Raw genomic sequence first — 18,744 nt, 5'->3', positions numbered from 1 at the left:
AGTGCGTACACCAACGAGTTCCTGGGCTTGGCCGAATACCTGGACTTGCTGATCGGGAACCGTTTCCCCGATCTGGCGCAGGCGGAGATCTCGACCCTGATGCGGCAGAACCTGGCCGAGCGTACGGCGCTCGCGCACGCATGGTCGGCCGCTGCCGGCCGGCCCGCCACCGCCATCGACCTGCCCCGGCTTCCGCTCCCGGAGGCCGAATCGGAACTGCGTGCCGATCTGCTGCGCCAGCAGTTCGAACTGCTGCGCATATCCGACGCGGCCGAAGGCAGCCTGCACGCGCACGAGCAGACGCTGCAGGCTGAGGACGCGATGACCGCGCTCGCGGCGCGTGACCTACTGGGTGACAGCGAATTCCTCCGCGATCAGCGTATGGTGGTCGGCCTCGGCGGCGGCCGTATGGTGACCGATCGGGTGATGCTGGTCAGCGGCAATCCGGCGCATCTCGTGGTCACAGCGATGCGCGGGGACTTCAAAACGCCACTCGAGGAAGCGATCAGAAGCGATCCCTCGATCGCGGCGATGGCGGGGAATCCCAGCCAGGTGACCTACCTGGATGTCACCGTCGGATTCGACGGAACCTTCACGGTCGAGACCGTCTCCGCGGAGATGGCGGCTGACTCGCGCCGTGCCGAACAACCCAGGAATGTCGGACCTGCGCGGGGGCAGGCCGACCAGGAGTCCGCGCGTCGCCGAAACGATGTCCGGAACCTGTTGAACCAGACAGTGATCGGGAACACGATGGTCACCGCGTTGGATGCCGCCGGGGTGGATATCACGCACGAGCCCATGGTCGAGACGCGCCTGTTGCCGGACAGCCGGACCGCGGTGGTCGATATCGCCGCCTCCGATATCGAGCAGGCGTTCGCCTTCGCGCACCTGGCGAGCCACGCCGACGCGACGCACCGCGGCGAGTCCGTCAGCGGCAGCCTCAGCCGGATCTCGCTGCCGCGCCAGGCGTATGTCGACGCGATGGTGGCCGAGGAGAGCCGGGCGCACGCGCAGGAGATCGAACTACGCAAGCAGTTCCGCGAACTCGACTACGACCTGCCTACCGACGACCTGGAACTGGCCTACGATCTCGGTGGCGCAGCAGCCGTCGCCGAGCGCATGCGCGAAATCGGGCCGGATCCGATGGACGGCACCACCTACGTCGACATATACACCGAAATCTACGGCGACGCGTGGGACCGTGCCCACGGCCGCCGCCCCGGGGAAGGGCCGGTGGACGGCGCCGCCGCACAGGCGCTGGAGGACGGCCACGAGACGATCGAGCCGATGGCCGAATCCGACCCCCAGTCGGAGCCGGATCTCACCCCGAGCGCACCGCGCTACGAGCTGGCCACACCGCGCAACGGGACGACCCACATGCCGTACGCGGGTTCCGACGTGCGGTACGCCAAGCTGTGGGTGGACGAGAACGGCCTGTTCCGCGACGAGAACGACAACCTGTACACAACCGACCCGGAGTACACCGATACCTTCCTCTTCGGTGCCGTGCCGGGTGACATCCGATCTGCCAGTACCACCGCCGTCCTGCACCCGATCATGTACAACACCTTCGCCAGTCCGTCGGAGGGCCCGGCGATGTTCGGCACATGGCATATCGTCGACGGGCAATTGCGGTCGATCATCCCGGCCTCGGGTGGATTCACCCACGACCCGGCCGAACTGCGAAATGTCGCGCAGATCCGCTCCGAATTGGCCAGGCTGAAGGCGGATCTCAGCGCGTTCGAGTTCGAGCTGATCGAGGAGGGCCGCCTCTGGCAGCCGGGTGCGCGCATGCCGGAGTTCGATTCGGTCATCGATGTGGCCGAACAGGCCGCCGGCTTCTTCGCCGGTACTGGTGACCACTTCTGGATCACGGTGGACGGTGCGCGGTCTGCTCCGGACCAGCTGGCAATAGCCTTGCGGCTCAACCCGGTTCGCGGTGAGCCCGGCGCTGCCACGCTGCTGCTCGATCGGACCGGCGCGGTTCCGACGGCGAGCCTGACCAATATCGATCTCGGTACCGAGCCGGCCCGGGTGCGTGCGGTGCTGCGGGATCTGCGGGCCCAGCTCGCGCCGTGGCTCGCCGAGTCGGGGCTGACGCTGGCGGCACCGGGGTCGGCCGAGGTCACACCCGTGGCGGCCCCCGCCGCCACGGCTACACCCGCCACAGCCCTCGCCACCGTGGAGCAAGCGCCGATCAACACCTGCGTCGACGATTCGATGCGCGTGATCGCCGCCGATCAGCGGGTGGAGGGCCGCCCCGACGTGGTGACTCAACCGGAGCCGCAACCGGACAACCTGGCGGGCCGGATGTGGTCGGACGTCGAGCCGCTGCTGGGTGGCGCGCGGGTCGAGGGCTTCGACTTCGGCATGCACTACGCGCACGCCAATCTGGTGCTGGCCCTGATGAATCAGGCCGGTCCGGATTCGATCGCCTGGGTGCTCGATCAGCGCGAGGTGCGCCCGCCGGACGTGGACCCGCACGGTATCGGCGCGCACGCGTTCGCGTTGAAGTATCTGGGCGGCAACAGCTTCCAGATCAACGGGGTGGATTACACCTACAGCCGCATCGATGACGACGGCGTGGCCCTGTTCCTCGACGGCGACACCGAGGTATCGCTGGCGGATCTGACCGGCGGCACCACCGACACCACCGAGGCGACCTGGGCGGTGGTCTGGCGTGACGGCGAAGTGCTCACGGGGCTCGGCGACCGCGACGCTGCTCAGCCCGGGGCCGCATTGCGCATCGGTCAGACTCCCGACTCGAACCTGCCGGTGCGCCCGCATCGTCAACCCCCGGCGCACGCGCCGCCGTCGACGACGCAGCTCGCCGCGCTGCGCGTCGAGATGTCCGAGGCCCTGGCCAGCGAGAACGCCGCGCGTGTTGAGGCGGCGCGGGTGCGGACCGAGCTGGCCGAGGCGCAGGCCGCGGGCCGGGATACGACCGAGCTAGTCGCGCGGGCCGAACAGCTCACCGAGACAGCGGAATCGGCGCAGGCGCAGGCGGAGGCGGCGCGCGCGGCCGCCGTGCAAGCGCATGCCGACGCGCTGACCCGGACCGAGGAGCGGACGCAGGCGCGGCAGGCGGAATTGTCCGCACAGGTCGCCGATTTGCAGCAACAGTTGATCGACGCGATCGGCGACGAGACGCAGGCCGCGCAGTTCCGCAAGGATCTGGAACTGGTCGACAACCTCAGCGCGGCATTCGAGATGCGCGATCGAGTCGATATGGCGGACAACCTGCGTCTCGATCTCGAAGCGCGGATCGCCCGCGGCGAGAACGCGGTGACGACATTGCAGCGGGCGATTCTCGAGCGCGAATACGACGGCGTCGACACCCGGGCCGCCGCCCGAGCCAAGCAGTCGGATCTGCGAGTGCTGAAGGTCGAGCTGCGCGACGCGGTGCACGCGGTGGAGGAGTTGAAGGCCGCGCACACCGTCCTGCTCGAGAAGACCCCGGCCGGTCCGCTGATCGAGCTGCGCGCGGCCTTGACCCAGGAGATCCTGGCGGGCACCAGGTCGCGGAACGCGCTGGCCGACGTCTACGAGATCGATGACATCAACCAGCTGAACCCGGAATTCCAGGGTGCGCGTGAGCAGGGTGCACAGCAGGTTCAGCAGCTGCGCGAGGTGCTGAACCAGATCCAGGAAACCGAAGCCGAACAGGCCGCGCTCACCGAGCATCTCGACGGCGAGCTGGCGCAGCGGCGGGCCGCGCTGGACGCGCTGAACGATCTCGGACTGCTGCCCGTCTCCGAGCGGGTGGGTGTGCGGCCGTCCTCGAGTCCCACCGCCTTCGACACCGAGACGGTGGTCGTCGGCGCCGATACCGATGTCAACGACTATCGCCAGGCCCTGCACCGGACCCTGCCGCCGATGGCCGATCTGGACATGCTGCTGAGCATGGCGAAGTCGGCCGTGATTCCGGTGAATGTGACGTTCCGCCAAGTGGAGGTCGACGCCGACGGTGCCTTCCAGCAGTCGGTGGCGTTGCCGTCCACCGATGCCGAGCTGACGCAGCGGTCCGGTTCGTGGGATCCGGCCAAGCACCCGCGCAAGTGGGAGAAGACCAAGTGGACCGACCCGCAGCCGCCGTTCTTGTTCAAGGTGTCGATGGTGCCGACCTTCGACAAGATCATGGCCGGGCTGCACGAGTTCGAACCCGGCGAGGTTCCGGCCTTCCTGTTCCCGCAGAATCTGCCGTTCTCCAAGGACATCTACTCGGTCCCGGAGGGCGTGGACGCCTGGAGCTCCGATGTCGGGCTCAACCTGTTCCACACGCGCATTCTCGGCCTGGGTGTCGCGGATCGGATCTCCACCCATCCGTGGACGCAATCCGCGGTGCAGAACCGTCCGGGGATCGGCAAGTTCGTCCTGACGGTCGCCCGGCTGCTGCACCTACCGGCGAATACCGCGCACGGCCAGTCGGTGCAGTTGCCGCTCTCGGTGGAATTCGTCAACCGGCATCCCTATGTCGCGCAGGCGATTTCGGATGTGACGCAGTGGCTTCCGGCGGTACGCAACGGTAGGTGGATCCACCTGCTGCCCGTGGTGCGCGGCACCCGGACCTACGCGTGGTTCAACGACGCGCAGCCGGATCCACAAGCGCTGCATCGTGCCGATCTCGCGCCGGTCGCGCTGAATTCCGAGCAGCGGCGGCTCGACGGCACGGTCGCCTACCCGTACACGGGTGAGAGCGTCGACGTCGCCGAAACCCAAGTCGCGGAGTGGGAAGCCAACGAACGCGCGGTTCGGCGGATCCAGCGGGAGACCGACGCCGCGTACGACGAGTTCGAACGCAACCGCGTCGACGAGCACGACAGTCTGCTGGCGTTGATCGTCAACAACGCGCTGTCGAACCCCGACGCCTATTCCGGTGGTGACCCGAAGCGCTGGGTCCGTGGTCCGGGTAATGCGTGGGTGCGCGATCCCAAGGGCCAGCACATGCCCAAACGGGCCGATGGTTCGACCTGGCTGCGCGACCATGCGGGGCAGACTCGCAGTCCGGAACAGGTGCTGCGGAACATGATTCGGGCGCGTGACTACCTGTTGCGCAATGCCGAGCTGAACCGGATCGCCGATGTCGTGCGAATGTGGAACCGGTTGATCGAGGGTCATCCGGTTCGCGAGGACATCATCGCGATCGAAGCCGCGCTGTACGAAGCGGAGTATCTGGCACGCCATCCCAAGGCCACCGGGCATGAAGCCCACGCCGCCGCCAAGGCCGCCGGGCTCGACTGGGATGCCAACCGCCCGCATCAGCCCGCCAAACGAACCTGGCGGCAGCGGCTCACCGGCCGCCGTGCCGACCCACTCGACTTCACCCCCGGGCTGGACCCGAACGTCAACGACCCGATCCGAACCCGCCAGTTCTCGCTCGAGCTGTACTACGGCATGCAGGGCCTGGACGGTGTGGACCGTCGTCTGCGTGCGGTCATGCACAGTTGGCCGCAGGCGAAGATCGACGAGGCGCTGGCCGAGGTGAAACGCACTGTTCACCGAGCCACCCGATCCTTCACGACCAACGACCACGACCTGGCTCGCGGCGGTGTGAACGTCACCGCGCGCGTCACCGGTCGTTTGGGTGAACAGGTGCTGTCGGTGACCGTCTCGGTCAACGGTGACGGTGCTTTCCCGAGGACGCGGTACTACCTCGATCAGCACGACAACGACTGCGTGCGGGTGGCCGCCGAATTCGTCAATCAGGCGCAGGGCACCCGGGTCACCGACGCCGACCTCCTGGACGCCGGGCTGGCCGGTGTGCTGTGGAGCGATATCGTGCCCACACTCAACGGCGCACCCGTGCACGGTTTCGTCAGCGACGACCAGTCCACCGGTTACGCAAGGCTCGTCCGCGGCCTGCTCGACTCCGGCCCCGGCACCACCGCCTACCTCTTCGAGCAGCGCGCCACCGCCGACCGCCACGGCGCCATGGGCCACGCCGCCGCCCTCACCTACGTCGGCGAGAATGCCGACGGCACACACGCTTTCGACCTGAACGGTGAAATCGTCATCCTCAATCGGGTCGACGACAACGGCAACGAGTGGTTCCAGCGCCCCACCCCGGCCGGTACCCGCGAACTCACCAGCGGCGAGCCCGACGCACCCGTCGAGGTCTCCCTGGCCCACCTCACCGGCAGCCGCCCCGACCAGACCGTCGCGCTGTGGGCCGCGGTGTGGAAGAACGGCCAGGCCGTCCACCTGGCCCCCGAGTTCGCCGACCCGAACGCCGTCGCGCCCGACGCGGACCTCTATGTCGGGATGGGCACCCCGACGAATCCCGCGCTACCGCAGCCTCCCGAGGCACTTCCGGCGCGGGTGCAACAGCTACTGGACAGCCTCGACCGGACGGCGGCCGATCAACCGAGTATCGATCGCGCGAAAGACGCTGTCCGCGAGCAGTATCGGGCGTTCTACAACGAACGCGCCGCCAGCCTGTACCAGGAATATCTGAACAACAAGGCCGCCGCGCTTGTCTCGAAGGGGACACCGGAGGCGGACGCGGAAGTCGCCGCCCGTCAGCTGGCCGACGAGTACATAACCAGTGACAAAGCGCAGCGTGGCATCTCCCGCACCGCGGCGGATCGCACCGAACAGTGGGCGCGACGGAATCCGTTCGGGCTCGAGACCAGCTCGCCGGCGGCTACGACACCCGCGCCCGTGGCAGCTGAGCCGCCCGCGGCCCCGCAGCTGGACGGTGCACTGCCGCAGGGTATCCAGCAGCTCCTCGCCCGCGTCGAGGCCGCTGTCTCGGACCCGGCCGAAGCGACTCGGGTCAAGGAAGCGATCCTCGGGCGATACGCGGCATTCCGCGTCGACCGCACCGACAGTTCGTACCGCAACTATGTCGACAACAGACTCCGTACCCTGATCGATCGAGGGACGCCGGAGGCCGAGGCCGCGACAGCCGCACGGGAAGCGGCTGACCAGTACATAGTCGGGGAGCGGGCACAGCGCGGTATCGACCGTGACGTCCTGCAGCGGATCGAGCAGTGGGCGCTGAAACAGTATCCGGCGATCGGCGCCGTCCAGAGTTCCGATACGCAGGCGGCGACGCCCGCACCCGTCGCCGTGCCCTCACCTGTGGTCCTGCCGGATCCGCAGTTGCCCGATACGATCGACCTGCTGCCAGTCCCGATCGACCTGCCGCAATCACTGCGCACGATCGTGGACGAGATCAGGCAGACCGCAACGAATCCGGAGAACGCGGCGCTGGCGGCCGACGCGGTGGTGCGGCGGTATCGAGCATTCGTACAGCAGACTCTGGAGACCAATCACAAGAGCTATGCGGACAACCAGGTTCGCAACCTGATCGACCAGGGGCGTTCCGAGGCCGAGGCGCGCGAGACGGCGCGGCAGGCCGCAGACGAGTACATCGCCAGTTCCCGAGGCCAGCGCGCGATCACGAACATCGCTACCGACCGGGTCCAGGTATGGGTGAACAACCTCCGAAACCGCGTGGAGCCGGCCGGCGCCGACCCGGTCGATGCGATGGCGCACATCAACCGGTACGAACAGGGCTTGTTGCTGGCTGTCGATCCGGAACTTCCGGTGTCGCAACGGGCAGTCATCGATCGGCTGGACGCGATGCAGCGCGAACTGACGCGTGCCGAGCAGGCGATCGACGCGCTCGTGCGCAGGCAACCTGATCTGGCGGAACGAGGAATCGACCGTTGGCGCCAGGTGATCGAGTCGGTGCGCGGCAACCTCGCGGTGCTCGCCGGCGACTACTACGACGGCACCACTCCGGCGGGTGAACCGGTGACCCCGGATCTCGACATGCGGTTCCTCGAGGGATCCGAGGTGCTGATCGAGGGCACGCTCGCCGAAATCTGGGTGGCCGGTCGTCTCGGCGAGATCCACTGGGTCAACCTGATCTCCGAGATCGAGCTGCCGAACACGACCAAACCTCTGGTCTGCGAAGTCGACGTCCTGTCGGACAACGGTGCGAGCTGGAACGAGGTCAAGACCAACGCAGTCGACAGCCAACGGTCCAAAGCCTCCGAGATGGAGGCGCAGGCGCGCAAGCAGCTGCTGGTAGCGCTGCTGAATCGGGACAACTGGGTGGACGGCGCTCCGCCGAAGATCAAGTGGCACTTCGTCAACGGCGTCCACCCGGCCGTCCGGGCCCGGCTGATGGACCTGCGGATCGAAGACGAGAACGGGCATGTTCTCCAAGATCACCGTGTCGAGGTCATCGACTACACCGACCTGCCACCGACGGACCCCGCCGACCCGGAAACGCCGCCGGAACCGGAAGGCCCCCACACGCCTGCCCCCGACCCCGACACCGAGCCGAGCAAGCCGGAATACGAGGCTATTCCACCCGATCACGAAGGCCGGATAGATTTCGGCCAGACCGAACGCGCCCACCAGACCATCACCGTGGACCAGAACGGTTTGCTCTACCTGAACGGAGAGCTGTACAACACTGCCGCGCTGGGGGATGTCTTCGTCATGGGCACCACCCCGGGCGACTTGCGGTCGCTTCCATTGCCCGGCGGTACTCATCCGACTCTCGCCAGCACCTACGCCGATGCCAGCGGGGGGCCCGCCGGATTCGGCCTCTGGATCGTTGTCGAGGGCCAGATCCAGGCCATCGTGCCCCGCAGCGGATTGTTCGCGCCCACCGTCCGTTCCACCGCGCAGTTGCGATACGAGCTGCTCCGGCTGCGCGTGGACCTGTCGGCAGTCGACTTCCGAGCCGACCAGTATCAGGGGCGGCTACTGCGCCCGGAGGCGTTGTCGCCGACCGTCGCACGGTTGCTGGCGCATCACGGCGAAGGCGCCAACACGCTGTTCCAAGCTTTCGGCGACGACTTCTGGATCGATTTCCACAGCGTGGACGCCGATACCGGCCGCGTTTCGGTGACACTGACCCTCAACCCGGTGCGCGGCGTCCCCGGTCGGGTCACCCTCGAGCTCACCGAATCCGACGGCGTGCTCGCCGCCCGCTACACCGATATCGTTCTCGGCCCGGACGCCGTCCGCACCCGCGCGGTCCTGAGCGAACTGCACGAGAACCTGACTCCGTGGTTGGCCGCCTCCGGCATCACCGATGTCGACCCGTTCGCCTCATTGACCGAACCGGTCGCCGCCACTCCGGCCGCGGAACTGGCGGCAATGCTCGGTGTGGATCCGGAGCTGATGCAACGGCCCGGGCTGCTGCGCCAGGCCATCGACGTGGTGCAGGGACAGCTGCTGGCCCTGGATGCCGAGGCGTGGCAGCGGGCGGTGGACGCCGGGCGGCTGCCGGAGCTGCGGCAGTGGATCGGCGAGCGCATGCGCTGGGACAACGCCACGCAAGAGCTCCACGCTCAGGGACTGCGCGAGGGGTCGGTCGACGCGGCGACCGAGACCGAGCTGCGCGAGACCAGGGTCGCGTTGCAGCGCGAGCTGGCCGCCATCCTCGCGGTGCCCGAACTGTCCGAGGCGGTGCGGCACATCGGCCCGGATCCGGTGGCCGAACTGCGTCGGGTCGCGGTGGCGATCGGCTCGGCCGAGCTGGCCGCGTTCGCGGACCTGGCCGCCCAGGTGCTCCCGCCGAGCCCGGTCGCCGAGCCGGACCCGGACACTCGGCTGGAGACGGCCCGCCAGAACCTGGCCGACATGGTGGCCCGGATCGGCAAGGCCGAGCAGCTGCGCGCCGACCCGAACCTGCTGGCCGACGGATCGACCGGGCTGGACTCCTTGCGTGCCGACTGCGCCGCGCGTGCCACCGCGCTCGCGGCCGCCTTGGATACCTCGGTCGCCGAGCTGGAAAGCGTTCTGGAGCAACGGGATCTGTCCGGTGACCCCGATACCGCCCCAGCGACGCTCGACCGCTACATCGATTGGCTGAACCACGCTGCCGCCCTGGAGGCGGCGGAACACTACAACACGCTGCTCGCCGCTGTCGAGACCTCGGTGGCTTCGAGTTCGACTGCGCCACAGCAGCAATCGGTACCGCAGATCCCCCCCGCTACGGACGCCGATGTCACCGACAGCCCCGCCCGCAAACCCCGAAAGCCGCGCGAGCCGGGGACCCTCTACGCCTTCGATCCGGAGCATCAGAGCGCCCACGCGCACCGGCTGCCCGGTAGTGGCCGCAAGGCGGCACCGGGACAGAGCCCGGTCGACGGAACCCTCTCGTCGAGCCGAACCGACCAGCGGGTGGCCACACTGCGTGCAGTGCTGATCGATGCATTGCTCGAGACCGCCGGGGTGGATATCGACGGGCCCGAGCATCGAGTGCTGACGGCGGCCAGCGCCGGGGACCTACGGTCCGCGCTGCAGCGGCTCACCAAGATCCAGCGCGAGATCATCGTGGCGCGGTTCATGACCGGGGTGGTCCCACCCGCGGCCATGCAGCTCTCGGAGTCAGCGACCGATTCCCTGGCGCAGGGTGCGCTACGGGCCATGCTGAAGGGGCTGATTCCGGGATTCGGTGATCTCCTGTTGCGTGCCGAAGCCGAGGCCGACCCGGACTCCGGGCCGTTGCCGAACGCCGATCTCACCGCCTCCGCCACGCCGTCGGGGCCGGACCTCGCCGCTCGAGTGGATGCGGCAATGGTCGCGGACTTTGCCAAGGTGCGCGATCTGATCGAGTTCAGCCCGCTACTGCGCGGCAACCATCGCCTGGTGCTCCAGCTGCGTCTGCTCTGCGGATTGACAGCAGCCGAGGCGGCGGTGGTTGCCGGGTTGCGGAGAACTTCGCTGGATGGGGCGGAAGCGAGGGCTATCGAGCGGTTGCTGGCCGCGCTGCACGGCAGTGACATCGTCGCGCATGGTGACGACCTGGTGCACGTATTGCGGCTGGCGCGGCACGATGTTCCGGGGGCCTACTCGGCGGCTGTGACGGCGCTTCCGCCGTTGCACCGGCAAATCATCAATTTGTCCGTCACGCAGGGGCGATCAACCGACGAGATCCTGCATGCGGTCGAAACTTCTGCGACGGCGGTATCGGTCGTGCTCCGGAGCGTCGGCCGAGCGTTGTTCGGTGGGCGGCTACCCACGCTCGGTGAGCGTCTGGTTGCCGAACCGTCGGTCGCGCCGGATCTGATCGATCCTTCCGCTGGACCCAGGATGCTGGATCCAGTGGCTCTCGACCTGCTGCTGTCGGAGAGGTTGCCGGCTCGCCCGCTCGCCCGCGGTCGAGGCCTGGTCCGGCTGCTGCGCGCTGCGCGCCACCAGGACCCCGCCGCATTCGAGCGCGCGCTGGCGACATTGAGCCCGCCCGTTCAGGATTCGGCCCGGTGGGCGGTCGTCGAAGGGCGAAGTCTTACCGCGATCGCCCTGGCCTACGCTTCGGCCGAGTCTGCGACCAATCAGATCTCTCGTGCGGTGCGCAAACTCGCGCTCGCGCTGTACGGGCATCCGCCCCGCGTCGGTGAGCGGGTTGCACCCAGCCTCGATGTGTCCGCCGCCCGAACGCCTGTCGACGACGCACCCGAGTCGGCGCCGGGTTATCGCCCGCGCTCGGCGGCGACCGTCGAACCCGGCGCTCGTGCCGCTGATTCCGGCACGGTCGCCGACGGCACCCACGCCGCCGCCGAACCGGATGCCGCACAGCGCGGTCGGCCGCATGCTCCGTTGGCCGCCGTGCGGGCCGCGGTCGCCGAGAATTTCCCCGCGCTGGTCCGCGCGATCGACAACCTGATCGGCGACGACCGGCGTTTCGCCGAACTGCGCTTCCGGCAGGGGCGTTCGGTGGCCGACCTGCAAGCGATACTCGGTATCCGCCAGATCGATGTCGAGGCACGCCAGCGTGCCGTGGTCGCCGCATTGCAGGCGCCACTGCGTGCCGCGCTCGCCGCGCCGGATGCTCCGAGCCCGATCACACCACCGAACGATGCCGATCTGGACCCGCTGCGCACCATGCGCCGCACCAGGCCGAGCGAATTCGCCGAGCTGCTGAAACAGCTCAGCCCCGATGCGCGAAAGTTCATACAACTGCGTGTGGTCGAGGGCAAGTCGATCGCGGAAGCGGCAAAGCCGTTGCGGCGCAACCAATTGCAGGTCGCCGAATTGCAGCAGGCCCTGGTCGCGGAGCTGCTCGGCGCGGCACCCGCCCCGGTGACGGATCGTCCGGGCGCGCAGCGCTGCACCGATTTCTCGGTCGACACGGTGCGTGAGGAGACCGGAAGCGTAGTCGTGCAGCCGTTCGACGATGAACCGGGGATGGATGGGCGTTCCGCCGAGGAGCTCGAGAACCAGGCTGGTGGGCGACTCCAGCGGTTCGGCAGCCGCGACGACGTGTACGCGCGTCTGGCCGACGAGAACGATCCGCTGTCCATCGCGATCATGGTCGATCACTACGCCGCCGCCAAGGGAGGTATCGGTGCGCACTCCTATGTGATGGCCAACCGCGGCGGCGTGATCATGGTGCGTGATCTGAACGAAAACGGCGGCGCCTGGCGGCCGTATGTGCGGGGCGAAGGTTCGCCGGACGCGGTGGCGATGTCCGGCATCGGTTTCAACAGATTCGGTATTCCGCTGCGCAGCGTCGCCGAATTCCCCGCCGACCCGGAGGCCTACCCGATCTTCGGCAATATCGGCACCACCGACCCGGACGCGCACGGCGACCGCGCGCCGCCCCGGCTCTGGGCACCGCCCGAAGGCACCCCCGACGAGCAGGCACTGGTTCGGAACGCACTGTCCCGCTTGGGTTCCGACACCCCGGATGTCCTGCTGCACCCCGAAACCCACACCGACCTGCTCACCGAATCCGGTGCACTGGCGGTCCGGAACCAGCAGTGGTGGGACGGGCTGAGCGCCGACGAGCAGGCCGCGCTGATCAAACTCGCGCCGCGCGAGATCGGGCAGGCCGACGGTGTTCCGGACACGGTCCGCAATGAGGTCAACCAGCATCTGCTGGACAAGGACATGTTCACGTTGCTGGTGCAGTCCGCGCTGTCGCCCGATGCCGGCAAGTTGCGGCAGTCGATCTCGGACCTGGGGCGCGACCTGACCGAAATGGTGGCGAACTCCGGGGATGTGCCGGGCCGCCCCAGGGTGCTGCTGCGTACCTACACACCGACCCTTGATGGGCAGGTGCGGTCCGTCGTCGTCCAAGGCGACCTCGCCACCGCCGATTCGGTGTCCACCGTCGTGTCGACGCTGGACACCGGCAAGCTGACGGCGGCTACGTCGCCCGGTGGGCTGCTCGCCGCCAATTATCTGCACCAGTCAGCGGCCGCCACCGACCCCGACCGTGAGTACGCGGTCATCGCCTGGCTCGGCTACGGCGAATCCGTCGCCGCAGACGGCCGGTTGCTCGCCCGGGATCTGGCCGCCGTCAACGCGCTGCGCGCGCCGGAGCCGGAGACGCATGTCTTCGCGCTGGACGGCGCGGGCTCGCTGATCGCCGCGACGGCCTGGGCGAGTCTGCCGGGCGCGGACGCGCAGGTGACCGATCTCGTGATCGTCGGCTCGCCGGGCCTACCGCTGGCGCATGCCGCCGAAACGGGTCTGGACCCCGAGAAGATCTATGTCGCAGCGACTTCCAAGGATCAGCAGACTTGGCTGGGCGCCGACGAGCCCGGTGGCCAGGGCCGATACCTCGGGTGGGGCACCGGACTGGATCCGGCGACCGCGGCCTTCGGAGCCAAGCGGCTGGCCGCGGAACTCGCCACGGCCGGGGAATACCAGCACGCGGACGCGGTAAGCACCAGCTACTTCGACTTCGACCCCGACACGATGACGCCGACCGAGGCGCTCCGCAATTTCGGCCGGATCGCCGCCGGCCGCCACGCCGAACTCACCTTCGACGAGCACCGGCCCGGTATCGCGGATCCCGCGGCACTGGACTCCGCCGACGTGCGGATGCCGATCGATCCGGCGAGCGATCGGCTCGTCGAGATCGACGGGAGCTGGTTCGACCCGACCCTGTCGAACGAGGATGCCGCGCCGTTCGGGTCCGAGATGAACCCGCAGGAGCTGATCCGGCTCGACCCGTCGCCGCCATGGGGCGATACCTGGTTCGAAGACAACGCGCCCACCTATTACGACGGGCACGTCGGCAACTGTGTCGATGTCTCGATGCGGAACGGTCGCGACCTGGGCCTGGATGTCGACCCGCCCGACGATAACGGTGGTTTGGCCGGGCGCACCGCCAGCCAGGCGGAGTTCTATGCCGGTGGCCGCCTGCGTGTGCACGACGACCGGGACACGATCTCCCACAAGCTCACCGATCCGGACGATCCGATGGTCGCGGCGTTCGTTGTCGTGCAGTACATGCACGACAACATCGCGCACATGGTGTTGCTGGCGAATCTCGATCCGAACGGGGAGCTGGTCCGCGACGGCGGAGAGCCGATGATCAGCGATCCGAACGTCGACGACGGGGCCTGGCGGCCGTATCGGTCGGAGGAAACTCCGGATGTGGTGCTCACCACCGCGATCGGGTTCGGCGTCGACGGTAAAGCGTTGCAGCCCAACGCCGATCACCCGGTCGATCCGATCACCCGAACCGGAGTGCCGATCGCGCAGATGGATTCCGTGCCGCCGGTCGACCCGAATGACCGTCGCGTGTTCCCGGTGGACCCCGGCTTCACCGACGCGGACCGCCGCCGCGCCGCCGAACTGCTCGCCACGCACCCATCCGGACGGAATCTCGGCCCGGCGGTCCTGACGCACTGGGCCCAGAACTCGCCGGATCTCGTCCGTGACGCGAATCTGCTGACCGCCGAGAACAACGCCTTCTGGACCGCGCTGTCGCCGGCCGATCAGGACGTGCTGCTGCGGGTGTTCCCGGAGGCGATCGGCAATGCCGACGGCCTGTCCGCCCAGGTTCCGATCGCGCACGACGAGCACCGAAACAGCTTGCGCGACTACGCCAATCGGATCGCGATGGCCCGGCAGATCCAGCAGTACAGCGCGATTCCCGAAGCCGACCTGACGCCGCCGCAGCGCGCGCACCGCGATGACCTGCACAACACGGCCCGATCCCTGCTGCGTGCCGAGGCTTTGGCGCAGACCGTGCATCGCTCGCTGCGCCCGCCGCAGGTCCAGCTGCTGGCGTTCGGCCCGGGCCGGGCCCTGATCGGCTACGGCGATGTGGCGGCCGCCCGGTCGGTCAGCTGGATGGTGCCCGATGCCGCGACATCGAGCGGCCTCGATCCGGTCCTGCTCGCGGCACGCAACCACTACGACGTGACCGCGCGGACCCTGCGTGACGAGGACGCGGTGGCGGTGATCGCGTGGGTCGGTACCGGCCAGGATCTCGGCGTCCATCCGAACACCGTCGCGGCTCGCACCGAGGCGGCCGGGAATCTGCTGCTCCGTGACCTGGTCGGCCTCCATCAGGGTCGGGCGCTGAATGGTCTGGCCCTGCCGGACGCCGAGGCCGACACTGCCGAATCGAACCCCGAATACCGTTCCGAGGCAGACGAACTCGGTGTGCCGTCGAACTATCTGTTCGGTTACGGCACCGGCGCGCTCATCGTCGATGCCGCGGGTGCCCGCGGCGGCTTCAGCAGTGGCCGGCTCGCCAGCGTGGATCCCACCGCTCGTCTCGTCGAGGCGGTCACGCTGATCGACCCGGCGGGCACCGGACCCGTCACCAGCGCAACGGAATTCGGCCTCGAGGATGCCGTCGCCGCCGAACTCGACATCCCCACCGCGCAGGCCGAAGGCTTCGGCGTGCCCGTCTACGTTGTGTCGCCCACCGGAAAACTCGTGGCCTGGACCGATGGTCGACCGCCGGGTGCGGCCCGAAGTCTGTTCGCCCCCTTGGGTATCGGCGTCTCGGTGGAGGAGTTCGCCGCGCAGCGCGTGGTCGGCGCGAACACCGGTTCCCAGCCCATCGCCGGTCACCACGGTTTCATCGACACCCTGGCCCGGATCCCGAACGCGACCCAGCGCAAACTCGCGCTGATCGCGGCCGGGCTGGGCGTAGCGGTCACCGAGACGCCCGCGAATTGGCAGTCCAGCACCGCCTACCAGCCGCCGGATGTCGTTACCGATCGGACCGCCCCGAGCTACCCCGAGGGCCCCGCCGGTAACCGGCACCGGCCGCCGGAATCGCCGGACGACGCGCCGTGGACCGCCGCGGACACCCTGCGCGGGCTCGACGGTCCGATCCCGGACATGGAGGAGGGCGCCGAAGCGGTTCGCCAGCTGATGTATCTGCACTCGGCCTCCGGGGAGAGCGTCGATATCTCGAGCCTGCTGAGCGGCGATCCCAGCCCGCGGCACTCGCTGCGGCTGGCGCGCTGGTGGGCCGGGCTGACCCCGGCCCAGCAACTGCGGATGCTGTACGACTACCCGCGGTCGATGGCCAATTCCGAGGGCCTGCCCGCCGAGGTCCGTGACGCCGCGCACCAGCATGTGCTGCGCGGCGTGGTGAGCCGCCTCGGCGACAAGCTCGATCTGGAAGCCCGCGACGCGGCGCTGCTGAACGACGCCGAGTCGATCTGGCGCGGGCTCTACCGTGGCCGCCAGCTCGCCGCGCAGGTGCGCGCGCCGCTGGATCCGCCGCCGGTGCGGATCCGCTCGGCGCAGTCGAATATCGTGGACGGTCGCGGCGCCGCCGAATTTTCGGTCGGTGACCTGGATTCCGCCGAGCATGTGCTCTGGGTCGAGTTCGGTCGTGACGTCGACCTCGCCGACGCCGACAAGTACCTGTACGCGATGGTGAACCTGTACGAGGCCACGGTCGCAAAGGTAGGCACCGGCAAGGTCGCGGTGGTCGGGCGGATCGGCGCGGACCTCGACAGCTACGCCCATCAGGGGGTGCGCGACCGCATCGGGTCGTTCAACGCGCTGCGCGCCTACCAGAACCTGATGGCCGGGCGGGATGCCGGAATGCCGCGGAACCATCTCATCGCGGTGGGTTCGGATGTGGCGGTCGTGGCGCGAGCCGGCGAGAACCACGGGCTCTCGGGTCAGGTCGCGTCGGTAACCGGGCTGAATCCGGCGTCGACACAAGATATTCCGACACCGGGAAGGCTCGGTCTACCGGACGGACGAGTGTTCCTCGCCCCGGCTACGCCCGCGCAGTGGACGGTCATGCGGGTCAGCCAGCTGATCCGCGGGTTCGATCTCCGCATGCTGGCCGGGCCCAGCCGGGTCGGCAAGTTCCTGCGGCAGGGCACCCGGGCCATCGTCGGCTCTGTCCCACAGCTGCTCTCGGCCACCGACCTGTCCGCGCGGGCCACCCCGCCGGCGGCGGTCGACAATGCCGACGAGCAGGCGTACCTGCGCTGGTTCGGTCTCGCCGACCCTGAAACCCACACGCCCACTGATGGTTTGGCGCAGCTGGCGCATATCGCGGCGGCCCGCGACCTCGGCGTGCCGACCGCCGACGGCACGCAGGGCCATGCGCTGCCCGAGCAGACCGAGATCACCGACAACGACTGTGTCGACAGGTCGGCGGCGGCGATCGCGAAGGGCAAGCCTCGCACCAGCATCACACCGTTCGGCAAGCCGCCGGGTCTTCGGGGCCGCAGCGCCGATATCACCGAACGGCATCTGGGCGGTCGCCTGGAGCGCATGCGCTCCCGCGACCAGATCGCTCTGCGCCTGCTGGACAGCCGCGATCCGGCCAGCGAGATATTCGTCGTGGAACACCACGACCGCCCCGACACGAACGGTATCGGCGCGCACGCCTACGCCATGGCCTGGCGCGGCGGCATGGTCATGGAGTTCGACCCGCGCACCGAAACCTGGCGGCCCTATGTGTGGGGTTCGACGCGACCGGGCGTGGTCGCGCTGTCCGGCGTCGTCTTCGACGCGGACGGTGTCGCGGTGCGTTCGACCAAGACGTTCCCGGCCGATCCGGCGGCGCAGCCGGAATACAACATCGGCGCGGACGAGGCTGTCCACCGGGTGGCGCCGCCGAAGGACCCCGCGCACTACATGCCGGAGATCGCGGACAAGGTGGCTTACAAGGCACTGACCGTGCGCGACGGGCTGCTCTACGACGGCGACGAGCCGTACAACACCGGCGACGGGGTCGCCTACTTCCTGATCGGCACAGACCCGACGGACATCCGCTCGGCGACGGCCGACGCACTCCAGGTGGCGGCGCTGGCCAACAGCCCACACGGCGCGTTGTACAGCACCTATGCGGATCCCGCGGATGGCCCGACCGGTTTCGGTCTCTGGCGAGTTTCCGAGGGCAAGGTGCTCGAGCTGTCGCCGCACAGCGGGACGTTCGGCAACAACCCGGATACGGTGGCGCGGTTCACCACGCAGTTGCGGAATCTGCTGGCTGTCAACAAGATCAACCTGTCCGGGGTTTCCCTGGAGGGGCACCACGACGGCGCTGTGTGGCGTCCCGCCGCGCCACTGGCGACCGTCGACCAATTGCTGGACCGGTCCGGTGACTCGGCCACCGACATCTTCAACAGCAGCGGCCCGGACTTCTGGCTGGGTGTGACCGGTGTCCGAACCGAGGGCGACAGCGTGTCGATCACCCTGTCGATCGACAAGCTGGGCGGCCCGAGCGGTGCGGCGACACTCGTGCTCGATCGCACCGATCTCGGAACCACGGCGACCTACACCGATCTCGATCTCGGTCCCGTCGGTGCCCGCACTCCGCTCGCCGACGCGCTGACCAAATTCCATCGGTCCCTGGTGCTGCCGTGGCTGGCCGAATCCGAGGCGGCTTTCGACGGGGCGCGAGAACTCGAAACCGGTATGGCAGCCGCCTCGGATCTGGCGCTGGCCCTCACCGAACTGACCGGGCCTGCTGTCGGGCTGGGCCTGACCGAGACGAACACGGTGGGCGAATTGCTGTCCGCCGTACTCGGCGAAGGGCGT

The 18,744-nt window shown here is 68.6% G+C and carries 1 protein-coding gene (running past both ends of the window); it reads left to right on the top strand.

All 18,744 nt of this window come from inside a single coding sequence — locus ACFVMC_RS02005, LuxR C-terminal-related transcriptional regulator, on the top strand. Of the gene's 57,291 coding nucleotides, 23,625 precede the window and 14,922 follow it; the stretch shown corresponds to coding positions 23,626-42,369 (codon 7,876, complete, through codon 14,123, complete); the first complete codon in view begins at position 1. The start codon and the stop codon both lie outside this window.

The sequence above is a fragment of the Nocardia sp. NPDC127579 genome, from assembly GCF_042672005.1.
Classification (GTDB): Bacteria; Actinomycetota; Actinomycetes; order Mycobacteriales; family Mycobacteriaceae; genus Nocardia.
Note: the sequence above shows the minus strand (reverse complement) of the source record. Positions and strands in the feature narration are given on the sequence as shown.